The sequence below is a fragment of the Candidatus Latescibacter sp. IFSED24 genome (genome assembly GCF_058273205.1).
In genome coordinates, this window is record NZ_CM177850.1 from 2558531 (window position 1) to 2572661 (window position 14131).

Genomic DNA, 14131 nt, shown 5'->3' on the forward strand with positions numbered 1-14131 from the left:
AGGGCGCGAAAGTCGGGCGCTACTCGCCGGGATCCACGTCGCGGGCGCAGCGGAATCCCACGTTGAAGTCGCACCAGTGCGTGGGCAGGTGGTTGCGTACGTAGACCGCGTTGCACATGGCGCCGGAGAACCAGCCGCCGCCCTTGAGCACGCGCCAGCGGCCGTCCACGGGCCCGGTAGGGTCGACCAGCGGTACGATGCCGGACAGCTCCGGATCCTCCCCCTCGGGCACCAGGCTCTCGGCCGGGATCCAGCCCCCGTAGTAATCGGCCACCCACTCGCGCACGTTCCCAATCATGTCGTAGAGCCCGAAGGCGTTGGGTGGGTAGCTCTTCACCGGGGCGGTCGCCTTGTGATCGCTGGCCTTGAAGTTGGCGTGCTCGGGCAGGAGCTTGTCGACCGCGCCGTACTTGAACGCGCCGCCGGCCCGCGCCGCGTACTCCCACTCGGCCTCGGTCGGCAGGCGCTTGCCCACCCATTCGGCGTACTTCCGCGCCTGGGCGTGGCTCACGCCGACGATGGGATGGTCGGGCCACTGCTCGCCGCAGCGGAAGCGCTCGAGGCCCCAGAACACCGGCAAGTTGGCGCCGGTGGCCGCGCAGAACGCCTGGTACTGGGCGTTGGTCACCTCGTGCTCGTCGATGAGGAAGGCGTCGAGGCGGACGCGGTGCAGGGGCAGGTCGTCGTCGCCGGGACAGCCCATGGTGAACTCCCCGGCGGGGACCAGGACCAGCGGCGTGACGGGCGTGGGCCCCGTGTCCTGGGCGAGGGCCGCGGCGGTCGCCAGGGCCAGGACGAGCAGCAGCGTCAGGGGGGCGAGGCGCATGATCGCTCCTTGCGGTCGGGAGTCAGCGGGTTCGCGGCAGCAGCCTACCACGGCTTCGGGCTGAACATCCAGATCCAGGTTCGGTTCCGGATCACGGGCCCGGTTGACGGCGACCCGACTTCGGCGTTCAATGATCCCTGAAAGGGAGGTCCCCCATGCGCCGAATGCTGACCACGCTCCTCATGGCCGTCCTGGCCCTCGGCCTCGCCGGCTGCGACGACGACCCCGAGATCGACACCCGCAAGGACACCCTGGGCGATCCCCTGGGCGACATCGCCGCGCTCGGCGACCACTTCTACGCCGCCAACGAGGACCGCTCGGGCCACGCCGGCAGCCAGGTCGACCTCTTCCGCTTCGCTCCCGACGGCTTCGCCGAGGACCGCTTCGACCTGGGCCTCAACGGCGTCGGCTACCTGGCCGCCACCGCCGACAGCCACTTCGTCTACCTGCAGGCGCGGCACACCGGGCAGCTCTTCAAGGTCTCGCCGGTGGGCGAGATCGCCTGGACCCGGGCCGACCCGCTGGCGGCGGGCGACCTCGCCGCGCGCGGCGTGAGCTGGGCTGCCGCGGTGGACTCGTTCGAGATCCTCTACCAGGAGCCGGGCACCACCAACTTCGCCGTGGTGCGCGCCGGCCCCGGCTTCGACGGCCCCGCCGGCTCGCGCCGCGACGTCGTCCTCGACGCCTTCGACCCCGCCCACGGCGTCCTGGCCGCCGCCCGCTACGCCGACCAGCTCTGGCTGCTGGGCTACGGCGCCGAGGACGAGATGATCCTCCAGGGCCTCCTCGACGACGGCGCCCTCACGCGGGTCATCACCCTGCCCGGCGCCACCGCCTGCGGCCTGGCCCCCGCCGCCGGCGGCGTGTGGATCGCCCACACCGACCGCCGCTTCGAGATCCTGAACCTCGAGGAGTGAGCCAACACCATGGCCAAGCCCTACTTCACCCGCGCGCTCTTCGCCTTCCTCCAGGACCTCGCCGCGCACAACGACCGCGAGTGGTTCCACGCCAACAAGGACCGCTACGAGGAGGATGTCCGGCAGCCGGCCCTGCGGTTCATCGCCGACTTCGGCAACCACGTCCACCGGATCAGCCCGCACCTGAGGGTCGACCCCCGGCCCCACGGCGGTTCGCTCTTCCGCATCCAGCGCGACATCCGCTTCAGCAAGGACAAGAGCCCGTACAAGACCCACGCCGCCATCCAGTTCCGCCACGAGGCCGGCAAGGACGCCCACGCGCCGGGACTCTACCTGCACCTCGAGCCCGGCAACTGCGGCCTGGCGGCCGGCGTCTGGCGGCCGCCGACGCCGGCGGTGCGCGCGATCCGCGAGGCCATCGCCGGCGACCCTCGCGGCTGGCAGAAGATCGTCGCGAGCAAGGGCCTGGCCGGGATGGCGCGTTTCGGCGAACGCCTGCAGCGGGTGCCGGCAGGCTACGCCAAGGACCATCCCCAGGCCGACGAGCTGAAGTGGAAGGATTACGGCGTGTGGTGCCCGCTCAGCCAGGCCGACATCCTGGCCGGCGACGCCATGCAGCGCCTCGCCGCGCGCTACCGCGCCACGGCGCCCATGCTGAAGTTCCTCTGCGACGCGCTGGGGCAGCCGTTCTAGCCTACCGTGCCAGCACCACCTTGCCCGTGGCCACGGTGCCCGCGGCCTCGAGCCGGTAGAGGTAGATCCCGCTGGCCAGCCCGTGGGGCTGCCATTCCACCCGGTGCGACCCCGCCGCCAGCGCCCCCTCGTGCAGCGTGTCGATCAGGCGACCGCGCAGGTCGTAGACGCGCAGGCGGGCCAGGGGCGCGTCGGCGCCCAGCAGGAAGCCGATGGTGGTGTGCGGGTTGAAGGGGTTGGGCCAGGCGCGCAGATCGGCCACCGCGGCCAGCGGCACCTCGTCCGGCGCCGCCGTGGGCAGCTGGTTCTCGAACACGAAGGTGGCGTCGTCCCAGTTGCTGATGGCCAGGTCCGGCGCGTCGGACACGCGGTAGGTCACCGCGACCTCCGCCGCGGCCGGAGCCGCCAGCGAGACCCAGCCGTCGCGCAGGCTCACGCAGTAGCCGGTGAGCGGCAGCGCGGCCCCGCCCACGGTCACCCCGGTCACGGCCTGCAGGTGGCGGTGCGGCAGCGCCAGCAGCGACTGGCCGGGCTCGAAGAGCGCCACCTCGACGCGGGTCCGGCCCTCGTCCAGGTCGGCGAACGCGATGTTCTCCACCACCGAGGCCCACGCCTCGTCCGTCACCCAGTCCGGCGCGGTGGCGAAGCCGCCCAGGCCGTCGTTCAGGTAGATGCGCACCGGCTCCCACCAGCCGCCCGTCACCAGGTCGGGACCGGACTGGCCGTCGATGTCGCAGCAGACCACCGCCGAACCGTAGCCCGAGAAGTCGCTGGTCCAGGAGGGCGTGGTCGGCATGGTGCCGCCGCCGGTCAGGTAGACCGCGAAGCGGCCGCTGCCGCCGAGCTGGTCGTTGAAGCCCACCAGCATGTCGGTGAGCCCGTCGCCGTCGAGGTCGTCGAAGTCGAAGGTGTTGCCGTTGTCGGTGCCGGTGCTGATCCAGCCCGGAGCGGTCTGGATCACGCCGCCTTCGTTGAAGTAGACCCGGATCCGGCCGCTGCCGCCGCCGCCGAGGAAGGCCAGGTCCTGGTCGCCGTCGCCGTCGAAGTCGACGAACTTCGCGTCGTAGCTGGCGTCGGCCACGGTCGAGGTCCAGCTCGCGGTGGCCTCGAGCACGCCGCCCTCGTTGAAGAAGATCAGGTTCGGCTCGTCGACCCCGTGGTACGCCTCGCCGGTGGCCACCGCGAGGTCGAGGTCGCCGTCCTGGTCGGGATCGCCGAAGACCGCGCGGAACGAATGGAACTCGGCGGGCGAGACCCAGGCGGGCAGCGTGCTGAGGACGCCGCCGTCGTTGGCGTAGACCTGGACGCGGTTCACGGTCCAGCCCGGGCCGATGTAGTTGGCAACCATGAGCTCGGGGTAGCCGTCCTGGTCGATGTCCGCGAGCTGGCAGTGACCGCTGTAGAGCTGGTCCGCACTCTGCCACGACGCCAACTCGGGCAGGACGCCGTCCTGATTGAAGTAGGCCGTATTGGGAGCCTGGGCCATGTCGTTGCCGTTGCTGACGGCCAGGTCGAGCCAGCCGTTGCCGTCGATGTCGCCGATATCCAGGCCCGTGCCGTAGAGGTCGGTCTCGGCGGACATCCAGGTGGGGGCCGTTGTCAGCGGCACCTCGGCGAGGGCGGGCAAGGTCAGGATGGCGGTGAGGATCAGTACCAGACGCATGGTCGATCTCCCGGCTGGAGCCATGGTGGCGGCGGCCTTGGTGATTATAGCGGATTCCGGGCGCCGGCGGTACCGGGGCGGGCCAGCTTTCGCGCCAGCCAGTAGCGTTCCACCGGATGGATGCCGTGCCGCTGGCGCAGGCCGGGGTCCAGATCGGCGGCGCGGACGCAGGTCACCGTCCAGTCCGGACGCGCGAGCAGCGTGGCGAAATCGTTGCCGAAACGCCAGGCGTGGGCGTCGAAATCGTTGGGGTCCAGGGGGATACGGCGGCTCTGGTCGTGGTCGACCTGGAAGGCGACCTGGATCCAGGCCACGCCGCCGGGCCGCAGGATCCGCACCAGCTCGTCGATGGCCTCGGCCAGATCCGGGATGTGCTCGAGCACGTGGCTGCAGACCACCCAGTCGAAGGCCTCGTCGCGATAACCGGCGCGGGACAGGTCGATGATGGCGTCGGGCTGGAAGCGCGGGTCGCGGTTGTCGTAGTCCGAACGGAAGCAGCGTCCCAGCCCCTCGTGGGCCAGCAGGTAGCGCATGGCCTCCGAGAGCGACAGCCCCAGCAGCGTTCGGGGCACGCCGCCGCGAATGCCCAGCATCTCGCGCATCCCCAGCACCAGGTGGCGATGGCGATCGAACGAGCCGCACACCGGGCAGATGCTCGCCGGGATGACGCTATCGGGACTGATGAAGGTCCGGAAGTGGCGCCCCTGCCAGCGGCAGACCGGGCACGAGTGTCGCTGGCTCGCGCGGATCCGCTCGCTCACCGGCAGCAGGTAGTTCACCAGCGCGCCGATCACCATGCGCGCCGCCTGCAGGGGGTGTTTCCAGAAACACGCCCGCGAGTGCGGATTGAAGACGGTCTGGCGAGCATACGACCAGGCGGACACCAGGCATCCTCCCAGGATCCGGGCTAGAAGAGGTCCGATTCTGGACTGGCAGGCGCTTTCGCGCAAGCTCCGTGTGAACCGGTCTGGATCAGGCGCCGCCCAGGGCCTCGCTCTGCTCACGCGCATGGTAGCTGGAGCGCACCAGCGGACCGGCCTCCACCCAGGCCAGGCCGAGCTCGCGACCGAGGGCGGCCAGGTCGTCGAACTCCGCCGGCTCGAGGTAGCGGACCACCGGGTGGTGCTGCGCCGACGGCTGCAGATACTGCCCGATGGTCAACACCTCGACCCCGTGGTCGGCGGCATCGCGCATGACGGCCGCCACCTCGTCGTGGGTCTCGCCCACACCCACCATGATGCCGGTCTTGACGGTCATGATCTGGCGGTGGCCATCGGCCCACTGCCGCGCGCGCTGCAGGACCTGCAGCGAGGTGTGGTAATGCGCCTGGGGCCGCATGGCCGCGTAGAGGCGGGGCACGGTCTCGAGATTGTGGTTGAGGACCTCGGGCGCGGCGGTGAACACGGTTTCCAGGGCGAGCGGGTCGCCGCGCAGGTCGGGGATGAGCACCTCGACGCCGCAGCCGGGGTTGAGCCGGCGAATCTCGCGGATGGTGGCGGCGATGTGGGCGGCGCCGCCATCGGCCAGATCGTCGCGGGTCACGCTGGTGACCACCGCGAACTTCAGGCCCAGGTGCCGGACCGTCTCGGCGACCCGGCGCGGCTCCTCGCCGTCGAGCGCCGAGACGCGGCCGCCGGGGATGTTGCAGAACGTGCAGTGGCGGGTGCAGTTGTGGCCCATGAGCAGGAAGGTGGCGGTGCCGCTGGCGAAGCATTCACCCCGGTTGGGACAGTTGGCCGACTCGCAGACCGTGTGCAGCGACGCGGTGCGCAGCAGGCGCTTCATGCGGTTGTAATCCTCGCCACCCTGGCGCTGCATGCGCAGCCACTCGGGTTTGCGGGCGACGGTTCGCGGGCTCATGGCGGCACCTTTCGCGTTCTAGGCCCGCGCGACCGTGGCGAGGTCGCCGAGTTCGCGGGCGTGGAACCTGCCGTCGGTGAAGGCCACCCGGCAGGCTTCGTTCAGGGGGTCGTGCTGGAAGACCAGCAGGTAGTTGTCCTCCACCGCACGGCTCAGGAGCTGGCGCTTCTCGCTCACCGAGAGCAGCGGATTCAGATCGAAGCCCGCCACCCAGGGCAGGTGGATGTGGGCCGCCGACGGGATGAGGTCGGCCAGGAAGACCAGCACGCCGCCGGTGGTGTGGAACTCGACGATCTGCATGCCCGGCGTGTGGCCGCTGACCGGGATCACCCGCAGGTCGGGCAGGATCTCCACGTGGCCGTCCACCAGCTCGAGCCGGCCGGTATCGGCGAGAACCTCGAAATCGTCGGGGCGGAAGCTGGCGGCGTCGCGCTCGCTGGGGTGGTGCGCCCAGTCCCAGTGCTGCCGCTGGAGCCACCAGGTGGCGGCGGGGAACGCCGGGGCCATGCCGTCGGCCAGGTCGAGACAGGCGCCGCCGGCGTGGTCGAAATGCAGGTGGGTGAGCACCACGTCGGTGATGGTCTCGCGGTCGAGGCCCGCCTCGTCGAGTTCGGTCAGGAGCTGTCCCGCGCGGCGGTCCATGCCGTAGATCTCGCGCTGGCGAGCGTCCCAGCGGTCGCCGATGCCGGTGTCGATCAGGACGCGGCGGCCGTGGCCCTCGGCCACGAGGCAGCGCAGCGCCACCGGCACGCGGTTGAGCGCATCGGCGGGCATCTGCTTCTCCCAGAGCGGCTTGGGCACGATCCCGAAGGTGGCCCCGCCGTCGAGCTTGAAGAAGCCATCGCTGAAGATCTTGAAGGTCCAGTCGCCGAGTCGCATGATGTCCTGAAGGCTGGTGGGTTCGCGGTCACTGCGCATAAAGCTAACGCAGGTCGCCGGCCCACACAACCGTCCGGCAGGTCCGACCCTTGATCGTGTTCCCCCAGACCCTGACCGTGGCCCGCTGGCTGGGCCGCGAGAAGCGCTTCACCGTGCATTGCGAGCTGGCCGACGGCCGACGCGTCGCCGCCCACACCAACAACACCGGGCGGCTCACCGGCTGCGTGGCGCCGGGTTGCCGGTGCTGGCTGCGACCCGCCGCCGACCCGCGGCGCAAGCTGGCCTGGACCCTGGAGCTGACCGAGGCCGTGGCCCGGCCGGCAGGGGTGGACGACCGCCAGGCCGCCGCCCTGGCTGCCGGCCCGGTCGTTTCCGGCGCGCCGGCCCCCGCGCCAGGCAGGGTCCTGGTGGGAGTCAATACCGCCGTGCCGGGACCGCTGGTGGCGGCGGCGATCACGACGGGCATCCTGCCGCCGCTCGCGGGCTGCACGGTCGAGCGCGCCGAGGCGCCCTATCCCCGGGACATCGCCCCCCGCAGCCGCGCCGACCTGCTCCTGCGCGATCCCGCCGGCGCTTTCGTCTGGGTCGAGATCAAGAACGTCACCTGGGTGCGCGAGGGCCTGGCGCTCTTCCCCGACGCCCCCACCGAACGCGGTCGCAAGCACCTGCGCGACCTCACCGCGTGCGTGGCCGCGGACCAGCGGGCGGCCCTGGTCTTCTGTGTCCAGCGCAGCGATGCCCGCGCGGTGGCCGCCGCCCGGGACATCGACCCCGAGTATGCCGCGTTGCTGCAACAGGCCGCCCGGGCGGGCGTCGAGTTGGCCGGCCTGCAGGTCGCGGTCGGGCCGGAGCGGCTCGTGCCCACGAATCCCCTACCCGTCGAGGTCCGAACATGATGCGCCTTATCGTTCTCTCGTCTTGCCTGATGTGGGCCCTCGCCGCCATCTCCGCCGCGGCCGACCCCGACGTCGAGCTGCAGGCCATCCTCGCCGCGACCCTCGACGCCAATCCCGAGGCGCCCGGCATCATCGCCTTGGTGGACTGCCCCCGGCTGGGCCTGCGCTGGAGCGGCGCGGTGGGCACCGTGAGCCACGACGACCCCACGCCCCTGACCACCGCCCACACCTTCCGCATCGCCAGCAACACCAAGACCTACACCGCCGCGACCGTGCTGCGGCTGGTGGAGGAAGGCCGGCTGGGACTGGACGACCCGCTGGAACGCCACCTCACCGCCGACCAGCGGACCCTCCTTGCCGGCGATGGCTACGACCTCCAGGTCATCACCCTGCGCCACGTGCTCAGCCACACCGCCGGTCTCGCCGACCACAGCGACGGGGATCATTACGGCGCCGCCATCTTGGCCGATCCCCGGCATTTCTGGACCCGCCCCGAGGTGCTCGCCCTCTGCGTGGAGCTCTTCGATCCCGTGGGCGCCCCAGGCGAACGCTACAAGTACTCGGACACTGGCTACGTCCTGCTCGGCGACATCGTCGCCCGCACCACCGGCCAGGATCTCGGTACGGCCGCGCACCGGCTCCTGGATTACGAGGCCCTAAACCTGCCGGCCACCTGGTGGGAGATCATGGAGACCACGCCGGTGGGCGCCGGCCCCCGCGCACATCAGTACTTCGGCGAGCTCGACACCTACGACTGGCATCCTTCGCTCGACCTCTACGGTGGCGGCGGCCTCATCACCGACGTCCACGACCTGGCCGCGTTCCTGCGCGCGCTGCTCCAAGGGCGCGTCCTGCACGACGAGGCCACCCTGGCCGCCATGACCGGCAGCGGCACCGAGACCTATCGTCTGGGCCTGATGGTGGTGGATCTGGAGGGATTCCTGGCGCAGGGCCATCAGGGGTTCTGGAACACCTTCGCGTTCCATGTCCCGACGCTCGACGTGACCGTGGCCGGGGCGATCTTGAATCACCACGCCGAGAATGGTCGCCAGCTCGCGGCGCGGCTGGTCGCGGCCGTGGCCTCGAAAGCCGGCGCCCCCTGACCGGTCTGCGGCCAGGGGGCATGCCGGGACGTCTCAGACCGAGGCGTCGATGAAGGCACCGGGTTCGGGAGCGACCGGATCGTCGACCACCACCGTCTCCTCGCCCGCCTCGCTCTCGTTGAGTTCGCGCAGTCCCGCGGCCAGGTCCTGCAGGGCCTCGATCATCCCCGCGAGCACCTGGCTGCGGCCGATGTTGCCGCCGTCACCCGAGGCGTGGAAGACCTCGCGCAGACTGCTGCGGAACTCGGCCTGCAGGTCGCGGATCGCGCGCACCGTCTCCTGATCCAGATCGCTGCGCTTCACCTCGTTGCGGATGGCGTGCCGGATCTCCCGCGCCATGTGGTGCAGACCCTGTTGCACGTGCGGGCGCCCTGAAGGGGCCCGGACCTCGTCGCGGACCGGAGGCTTGACCTCGGGGGCCGTGGCGGCGGTGGTCAGCGGCCGGGGATTCGGCTTGGGCTGGGAGGCACCGAGATAGGAAAGACTTGCTTTCATGACTGGCTCCTTCGCACATGGCCTGCAGGTGGGCTCCATCCCACCTCGCTGGTTCTGAGCGATATATCGACCAATCATGGTCCGACTTGACCTCTTTATCGCAGGAACCCGCCCCGATTCTTTCCGAACCAGAAAAGGCTTCAGCATCCCCACCTCTGGACGACAAACAAGGCAACCAGAATGCTCGGGGGAGCACCAGGTGCGGGGGATCGATCGGATACGGAACGGAAAGGACACCTCTCATGCTGTCTCGCCTCTCCCTGCGGGCCCGCTTGCTCGTGATCGGAATCACGGTCATGACGGTGCCGCTGGTGATCATCACCGGCGTGGTCATCACCAAGCAGAACCAGATGAAGGCCGCGGCGGCCGAAGAGTGCCGCACGCTGGCGTTCAACGACCTGGATCACATCGTCCAGGGCATCAAGGACATGTGCGCCAGCCAGCAGGCCGTCCTCGAGGACTTCGTGGCCGGCGGCCTGGCCACCACCCGCCACACCGTCGCGCAGCAGGGAGCGGTCTCGTTCAGCGACGAGACCGTGAGCTGGAACGCCGTGAACCAGTACACCAAGGCGTCGACCCAGGTCCAGCTGCCCAAGATGCTGGTCGGCGAGGAATGGCTCGGCCAGAACGCCAGCGCCGGCACCGAGAGTCCCGTGGTGGACCAGGTGCAGAAGCTGGTGGGCGGCACCTCCACCATCTTCCAGCGCATGAACGACCGTGGTGACATGCTGCGCGTCTGCACCAACGTGATGAAGCAGGACGGCCAGCGCGCCATCGGCACCTACATCCCGGCCGTGAACCCCGACGGCAAGCCCAACCCCGTGATCCAGTCGGTGCTGTCGGGCAAGACCTTCCAGGGCAAGGCCTACGTGGTGGACCGCTGGTACGTCACCGCCTACGAACCGATCCGCAGCAGCGACGGCGACGTGGTCGGCATCAACTACTTCGGCATCCCCATGGAGCAGTCCACCACCATGCGCCAGGCCATCATGGACACCAAGGTCGGCGACACCGGCTACGTGTACGTGCTGGACAGCAAGGGCAACTACGTTATCTCGGCCGGCGGCAAGCGCGACGGCGAGAACATCATGGGCGCCAAGGACAGCAACGGCGTGCCGTTCATCCAGGAGATCATCGCCAAGGCCCAGAAACTGGGGCCCGACCAGATCGACGAGCAGTGGTATCCCTGGAAGAACAAGGGCGACACCGAGGCCCGCATGAAGGTGGCCCGGTTCTGCTACTTCGAGCCCTGGGACTGGGTCATCGGCGCCGGGTCCTACGAGTCCGAGTTCATGGCCGCCGAGCAGGCCGTCTCCAGCCTCGGTCGGGCCAACATCATCACCATCCTGATCACCGGTGGCTTGACCCTGGTGCTCTCCAGCCTGCTCTGGTTCCTGGTGGCCAGCAACATCGGCCGCTCGCTCATGCGCCTCGGCGACGACATGGGCCGCGCCAGCGACCAGGTCAGCAGCTCCAGCTCGCAGATCGCCGCCTCGAGCCAGCAGATGGCCGAGGGCGCCAGCGAGCAGGCCGCGAGCCTCGAGGAGATCGCGGCGTCGCTGCAGGAGATGTCGTCGGTCACCCAGGAGACCGCGGCCAACGCCACCAGCACCGATCAGGAGACCCAGACCGCCGCGAGCGCCGCGCGCAAGGGCGTGGAGGCCATGAGCCAGATGTCGGCGGTCATCGGTGAGATCAAGAACAGCAGCGACGAGACCGCGCGCATCCTCAAGACCATCGACGAGATCGCCTTCCAGACCAACCTGCTGGCGCTGAACGCCGCGGTGGAAGCAGCGCGCGCCGGCGAGGCCGGCAAGGGCTTCGCGGTGGTGGCCGAGGAGGTGCGCAACCTGGCGCAGCGTTCGGCCGAGGCCGCCCGCAGCACCGCCACCCTCATCGAGGCCAGCCAGCAGTCGGCCGACGGCGGCGTCAAGGCCACCGAGCAGGTCAGCGCCATCCTCGAGGAGATCACCGGCAGCGTCGACCGCGTCAAGAACCTGGTCAGCCAGGTCGCCTCGGCCAGCCGCGAGCAGGCCGAGGGCATCGGCGAGATCAACAACGCCGTCAACCGCCTGGACCAGGTGACCCAGACCAACGCCGCCAGCGCCGAGGAGTCGGCCGCCGCGAGCAAGGATCTGGAGACCCAGGCCCGCACGGTGCAGCAGTCGGTGATCGACCTGCGCATCCTGACCAGCGGCACGGGCGCCATGCCCACGTCGCTGAGCGTGAACGACAGCTACCAGCATGCCAGACGGGCTCCGCAGCCGGCGCCGGCCGCCCCCAAGGCAGCGGCTCCCAAGGCGGCCGCCCCCAAGCCGGCCCCCGCGCCGACGCCCAAGGCCGCCCCGAAGCCGCAACCCGTCATGGCCGGAGCGCCCGAGGACGTGCTGCCCCTGGACGACGACGACCTCCTCGACCTCTGACCCCGGTCCCCGCGACCGACCCCGAGCGCCGCCCCCACCAGGGGCGGCGCTCTTCGTTGCTGTCCCGCTTCGTCGCTCCTGGTACGATGGCCGCATGCGACGACGCACGTTCCTGCACACCCTCGGCCTAGGCGCCCTGGCCCTGGCCGCGCCCGCCCCGACGAACGCCCGGGACCGGCGGCACTGGGCCTGGCTGCACGCCAGGACCGACGAGCCGGCCGACGATCTGCGCCGTCGCTTCGCCGGGCTGCGCGCCGCCGGCATCGCCGGCGTCCTGGTCGGCGGCCGTCACCCGCAGGCCTACGCCCTGGCCCGCGCCGCCGGCCTCGAGGTCCACGCCTGGTACTGGACGCTCTGCCGCGGCGACCTGGCCGGAACCCTGCCGCACTGCTACGCGGTCAATCGACTCGGCCAGTCCACCCTGGACCAGCCGCCCTACGTGGACTACTACCGCTTCCTCTGCCCCTCGCGGCCCGAGGTGCGCGCCCAGCTCGCCGCCGAGGTGGCCGCCCTGGCCGCCGACGAGAACCTCGCCGGCGTCCACCTGGACTACGTGCGCTACCCCGATGTGATCCTGCCGCGTGGTCTCTGGGAGAAGTACGGCCTGGTACAGGAGCAGGAGCTCCCCGCCTTCGACTACTGCTACTGCGACGTCTGCCGCCGCGCCTGCCGCGAGCGCACCGGCATCGACCCGGCGACCCTGGACGACCCCACCGTCTCGCCGGCCTGGCGGCGATACCGCTGGGACAGCATCACCGAGCTGGTGAACCACCTGGCCGCCGTGGTCCACGCCGGCGGCAAGCGCCTGACCGCCGCGGTCTTCCCCACGCCCGCGCTGGCCCGCGAACTCGTCCGTCAGGACTGGACGCGCTGGCGGCTGGATGCGGTCATGCCCATGGTCTATCACGGGTTCTACAGGCAAGACATCGCCTGGATCGAGGACGCGGTCCGCGAGGGCGTGACCGCGCTCGATGGTCGGTTCCCCCTGTATGCCGGACTCTACCTGCCCTCGCTGGCGAGCGAGTCCGATCAGGCGCGAGCCGTCCACCACGCCCTGGCCGGAGGCGCCGACGGTGTGGCCCTGTTCGGCGGCGTGCGGAACCTGGTGGACTTCTAGGCCGAGTTCTCCGGCACCTCGTAGTGGATGTGGCCGACCCCGTTGCAGGTCCGGCAGACCTTCTTCTCGGAATGATGCGTGCTCTGCTGGCCCGTGCCGCTGCAACTGTAGCAGACGACGTCGGCGGTCTCGGGCCAGCTCGCCGGCAGGCGACCGTTGCCGTGGCAGGTGCTGCAGGTGACGCTCTCGGTGGTGGTGATCGTGGTCGAGCCGGTGCCGCCACAATCCTGGCACGGTTTGCGTTCGCTCATGGTGCTGCTCCCTTGCATCTCGGCGGCGAGTCCGCGGCGGGGGAGCCATCGCGAAGCGTCGATGAACTCCATCCCACCGACCCGCTGCCTGGCGCGGCGCCTCCGCGCCATCCCTCTCGCTGACCGGTGCACCGTCCCGCGGACGATCCACCGATATCCGGGGCTCCAAGCGCCAGTCCCCGTGTCCTGGCCGCGAGGATTCTGAGCCTCCGTGTTCATGATCTTAGGTCAAGTCATCGGCCACCGACAATGGTGATTAATCTTTAACATTGCCTGCCGGAACGACGCTCCTATTCGGCCCATTCGACCCCGCTTTCAAGACACGCACAAATCCATAACCAACAACCTCGTAAGATCTTCGAGCGTTCTCACCCCCGATCCAACGCCGCCGGACAACGCGCTCGTCAGACCCGGCCCCGGGCACCGTCGACAACCCTGGTAGCCGTTTCCTTGATCGTCGATCAAGAGGCCCCGGCGATGGAGTCCGCGCCGTTGACACCATCAAGGAAGGCAGGGTCACCACCATGGCCTGCCCGCCGGCAGCGGCCCGGTGGAGATCGCGGTCGGTCATCCCGGCTCCGATCATGGTCCAAAGCCCGGAATCGCACCCCGAAAGGGGCCCCGGGTTAAGTGATATCCGCAAATCGCTCTCCCGGCCTTGCCCCCGTGTGAACGCCGTGTAAATTCACGACATCTGCAGCTAGCAGATTGGGGGGCAAAAGCTTACACATCCGTGACATTCATCCTGTGGAGGGGAATTTCTTGGCAGCGAAGGGTATCATGCCAGTCGTCAAGGCACTGGTGGCGGTGGCGGGGCAGGCCCGCGAGGAGTGGGATGGTCCGGGGTTGGCGGCGGATGGGGAGTGGGTGGTGGAATCGATGGTCGGTCATGATGACCAGGACCATGACCACCCCCGCCCCGCCGGTGTCCTCTAGGTTGTGCCATCGAGATTGTGTCCGGGCCCGAGCAACGCGCTCGGGCCCTTTTCATGGGCCCATCCGGCGTGA

14 protein-coding genes are annotated in these 14131 nt (G+C 69.9%); 7 read left to right on the forward strand and 7 right to left on the reverse strand.

Annotation, left to right across the window (positions count from 1 at the left end):
* Positions 1-19: 19 nt before the first annotated feature.
* Complete coding sequence (locus IFSED24_RS10235) at positions 20-826, reverse strand: formylglycine-generating enzyme family protein (protein WP_491331365.1); 807 nt, start codon at positions 824-826, stop codon at positions 20-22.
* 155 nt (positions 827-981) lie between these two features.
* Between IFSED24_RS10235 and IFSED24_RS10240 the strand changes: the two genes are divergently transcribed.
* Together IFSED24_RS10240 and IFSED24_RS10245 are read left to right on the forward strand one after the other, a co-directional pair.
* Positions 982-1743: a hypothetical protein gene (locus IFSED24_RS10240; RefSeq protein ID WP_491331366.1), complete on the forward strand. Its 762-nt coding sequence runs from the start codon at positions 982-984 to the stop codon at positions 1741-1743.
* A 9-nt stretch (positions 1744-1752) separates the two neighbouring features.
* Complete coding sequence (locus IFSED24_RS10245; protein ID WP_491331367.1) at positions 1753-2436, forward strand: DUF2461 domain-containing protein; 684 nt, start codon at positions 1753-1755, stop codon at positions 2434-2436.
* A gap of 1 nt (position 2437) precedes the next feature.
* Here the strand turns inward: IFSED24_RS10245 and IFSED24_RS10250 are convergent, their stop codons facing one another.
* The 4 genes from IFSED24_RS10250 to IFSED24_RS10265 form a co-directional block, all read right to left on the reverse strand.
* Positions 2438-4099, reverse strand: coding sequence for a T9SS type A sorting domain-containing protein (locus tag IFSED24_RS10250; RefSeq protein ID WP_491331368.1), 1662 nt, complete (start codon positions 4097-4099; stop codon positions 2438-2440).
* Between the two features lie 44 nt (positions 4100-4143).
* On the reverse strand, positions 4144-4983 hold the full coding sequence (locus IFSED24_RS10255) for a class I SAM-dependent methyltransferase (protein WP_491331369.1): 840 nt from the start codon (positions 4981-4983) through the stop codon (positions 4144-4146).
* 88 nt (positions 4984-5071) lie between these two features.
* On the reverse strand, positions 5072-5959 hold the full coding sequence (lipA, locus tag IFSED24_RS10260) for a lipoyl synthase (RefSeq protein WP_491331370.1): 888 nt from the start codon (positions 5957-5959) through the stop codon (positions 5072-5074).
* Positions 5960-5977: 18 nt separating this feature from the next.
* Positions 5978-6877, reverse strand: coding sequence for an MBL fold metallo-hydrolase (locus tag IFSED24_RS10265; RefSeq protein ID WP_491331371.1), 900 nt, complete (start codon positions 6875-6877; stop codon positions 5978-5980).
* A gap of 56 nt (positions 6878-6933) precedes the next feature.
* Between IFSED24_RS10265 and IFSED24_RS10270 the strand changes: the two genes are divergently transcribed.
* Both IFSED24_RS10270 and IFSED24_RS10275 read left to right on the forward strand, forming a co-directional pair.
* Positions 6934-7734 (forward strand): DNA/RNA nuclease SfsA, encoded by an 801-nt coding sequence (locus IFSED24_RS10270; protein ID WP_491335047.1) that lies wholly within the window; start codon positions 6934-6936, stop codon positions 7732-7734.
* Positions 7731-8837: a serine hydrolase domain-containing protein gene (locus tag IFSED24_RS10275; protein WP_491331372.1), complete on the forward strand. Its 1107-nt coding sequence runs from the start codon at positions 7731-7733 to the stop codon at positions 8835-8837. Before IFSED24_RS10270 ends, IFSED24_RS10275 begins: the two co-directional genes overlap by 4 nt.
* A gap of 33 nt (positions 8838-8870) precedes the next feature.
* On the opposite strand, the gene IFSED24_RS10280 is transcribed toward IFSED24_RS10275, so the two are convergent.
* Entirely contained in the window at positions 8871-9332 is a 462-nt protein-coding gene (locus tag IFSED24_RS10280) for a hypothetical protein (RefSeq protein ID WP_491331373.1), read from the reverse strand.
* A 242-nt stretch (positions 9333-9574) separates the two neighbouring features.
* Between IFSED24_RS10280 and IFSED24_RS10285 the strand changes: the two genes are divergently transcribed.
* The gene (locus tag IFSED24_RS10285; RefSeq protein WP_491331374.1) at positions 9575-11755 is read left to right on the forward strand and encodes a methyl-accepting chemotaxis protein; all 2181 of its coding nucleotides are present in this window, start codon (positions 9575-9577) and stop codon (positions 11753-11755) included.
* 94 nt (positions 11756-11849) lie between these two features.
* The gene (locus IFSED24_RS10290; RefSeq protein ID WP_491331375.1) at positions 11850-12872 is read left to right on the forward strand and encodes a glycoside hydrolase family protein; all 1023 of its coding nucleotides are present in this window, start codon (positions 11850-11852) and stop codon (positions 12870-12872) included.
* Here IFSED24_RS10290 and IFSED24_RS10295 read toward each other — a convergent pair.
* Entirely contained in the window at positions 12869-13123 is a 255-nt protein-coding gene (locus tag IFSED24_RS10295) for a hypothetical protein (protein ID WP_491331376.1), read from the reverse strand. The genes IFSED24_RS10290 and IFSED24_RS10295 overlap by 4 nt on opposite strands.
* A gap of 780 nt (positions 13124-13903) precedes the next feature.
* On the opposite strand from IFSED24_RS10295, the gene IFSED24_RS10300 reads away from it, so the two are divergent.
* Positions 13904-14059 (forward strand): hypothetical protein, encoded by a 156-nt coding sequence (locus IFSED24_RS10300; protein WP_491331377.1) that lies wholly within the window; start codon positions 13904-13906, stop codon positions 14057-14059.
* The last annotated feature ends 72 nt before the right edge of the window (positions 14060-14131 follow it).

What these genes read in the sequence shown, in the direction of transcription:
- IFSED24_RS10235 (WP_491331365.1), bottom strand. Translation starts at nt 826, where the DNA reads ATGCGCCTCGCCCCCCTGACGCTGCTGCTCGTCCTGGCCCTGGCGACC.
- IFSED24_RS10240 (WP_491331366.1), top strand. Translation starts at nt 982, where the DNA reads ATGCGCCGAATGCTGACCACGCTCCTCATGGCCGTCCTGGCCCTCGGC.
- IFSED24_RS10245 (WP_491331367.1), top strand. Translation starts at nt 1,753, where the DNA reads ATGGCCAAGCCCTACTTCACCCGCGCGCTCTTCGCCTTCCTCCAGGAC.
- IFSED24_RS10250 (WP_491331368.1), bottom strand. Translation starts at nt 4,099, where the DNA reads ATGCGTCTGGTACTGATCCTCACCGCCATCCTGACCTTGCCCGCCCTC.
- lipA (WP_491331370.1), bottom strand. Translation starts at nt 5,959, where the DNA reads ATGAGCCCGCGAACCGTCGCCCGCAAACCCGAGTGGCTGCGCATGCAG.
- IFSED24_RS10265 (WP_491331371.1), bottom strand. Translation starts at nt 6,877, where the DNA reads ATGCGCAGTGACCGCGAACCCACCAGCCTTCAGGACATCATGCGACTC.
- IFSED24_RS10275 (WP_491331372.1), top strand. Translation starts at nt 7,731, where the DNA reads ATGATGCGCCTTATCGTTCTCTCGTCTTGCCTGATGTGGGCCCTCGCC.
- IFSED24_RS10280 (WP_491331373.1), bottom strand. Translation starts at nt 9,332, where the DNA reads ATGAAAGCAAGTCTTTCCTATCTCGGTGCCTCCCAGCCCAAGCCGAAT.
- IFSED24_RS10285 (WP_491331374.1), top strand. Translation starts at nt 9,575, where the DNA reads ATGCTGTCTCGCCTCTCCCTGCGGGCCCGCTTGCTCGTGATCGGAATC.
- IFSED24_RS10290 (WP_491331375.1), top strand. Translation starts at nt 11,850, where the DNA reads ATGCGACGACGCACGTTCCTGCACACCCTCGGCCTAGGCGCCCTGGCC.
- IFSED24_RS10295 (WP_491331376.1), bottom strand. Translation starts at nt 13,123, where the DNA reads ATGAGCGAACGCAAACCGTGCCAGGATTGTGGCGGCACCGGCTCGACC.
- IFSED24_RS10300 (WP_491331377.1), top strand. Translation starts at nt 13,904, where the DNA reads ATGCCAGTCGTCAAGGCACTGGTGGCGGTGGCGGGGCAGGCCCGCGAG.